Origin of the sequence: Streptomyces sp. NPDC001093 (assembly GCF_040298985.1) — a bacterium.
Taxonomy (GTDB): Bacteria; Actinomycetota; Actinomycetes; order Streptomycetales; family Streptomycetaceae; genus Streptomyces.
Genome location: NZ_JBEPBF010000292.1, coordinates 1 through 1,434, shown reverse-complemented (window position 1 = coordinate 1,434; position 1,434 = coordinate 1). Strand labels below are relative to the sequence as shown.

At 69.1% G+C, this 1,434-nt stretch carries 1 protein-coding gene; it reads right to left on the bottom strand.

All coding sequences use genetic code 11. From position 1 onward, the window contains the following. The coding region (locus ABT288_RS49940; protein ID WP_502973035.1) for a S53 family peptidase at nt 1-1,024 on the bottom strand (1,024 nt) is incomplete at its 3' end. Nucleotides 1,025-1,434: the final 410 nt, after the last annotated feature.

Genomic DNA, 1,434 nt, shown 5'->3' with positions numbered 1-1,434 from the left:
CGTCGGCCTCCATGCGCTTGGAGCAGCCGGTGTCGGTCTGCCAGCTCGGCTTCGGGTCGTAGGCCGAGCAGCCGGAGCCGGTGCCCTCGGTGGAGCTGGTGTTCCACACCGACTCGCTCCAGCCGCGGGAGTTGGAGGCGGTGGTGAGCGCGGTGCCGCCGACGGCGGTCACGTACTGGGAGGTCGCCGGGTACTCGGCGCCGTAGGCGGAGTCACCCGAGGAGACGGTGATCGCGACACCCGGGTGCTTGAAGTACGAGGTGTCGTCGCTGGTCTGCGAGGACGACTCGGAGCCGCCCCAGCTGTTGGAGACGAACTTGGCGCCGAGTGCCACGGCCTCGTTCTCGGCGGCGCCGAGGTCGGCCATGCTCGCGGAGTTGGCCTCGACCAGGATGATGCTGCAGTTCGGGCAGACGGCGCTGACCATGTCGATGTCGAGCATCTCTTCACCGGCCCAGCCGGTGTCGTTGGTCGGCAGCGAGGTGGTGGAACCCGTCTGGCTGACCTGCTTGAAGCAGCCGTTGGCCTTGGTGCAGGACGACAGGCCGTACGTGGAACGGTAGGTGGCCAGGTCCGACTCGGCGTTGGGGTCGTTGTAGGCGTCCACGATGCCGACCGTCATGCCCGAACCGGCCGCGGTGGGCAGGTTGTAGGCGCTGTGCAGGTTGGCCGGGGAGAGGCCGGAGGGCGCGGCGGCGGCGAGCGCCGAGGCGAGGCGCTGTTCGATGTCGGTGCGGCGCTGGGCGAAGCAGGACGCGTGGCCCGGCTCGGCGGTGGCGCACAGGTGGGTCGTGGGGACCTTCTGGCCGGCCCTGCCGGTGGCGTGGAAGGTCTGCCGCTTCGGGTCGGTCAGGGCCTTGGCGTTCTGTGTGACCTTGGAGGTGTGGGGGTGGGCCGCTGCGGGCTGGGCGCCGGCCGTGGGGGCGGCGACGAGTCCGGCGACGGTGAGGGCGAGCGCGGGGAAGGCGACGGCGACGAGTCTTCGCAGACTCCGTCTCTGCCCGCTCGAGCGTGACTCACGCATGGGTACTGCCTCCATCGGGAAGTGAGGTTTCTCGCACTGGATGGGCAGCCCGTGACGCGCGTAGCGGCGATGTGACCGCGCAGTCATGAGCATGACACTCGCGCCACCTGCCATGGCGCTGGGTGAACACGACATGACAGGGTGCGAGAGGAAGGTAGCTCCGATGGCGCCTACCCGGCAGTACCGGACAGAATTCTTTGCTCTTCCATAGAATGCGGTCAGCCCCCTCCGGTGTCGGGGGTGCCGATGCCCGATCCGGACCGTGGACTGTGACGGGGGCCTCCCGTTGAAGCACCTCCCGAATTCCCGGCCCGCGTCGATAATGACCTTGTGCGCTCGCTAGCCAGGAATTCGATACTGCCCCTGACGCTGGTCATCGTCGGGGCGGCCGCAGTGGTGGGCGACGCGGC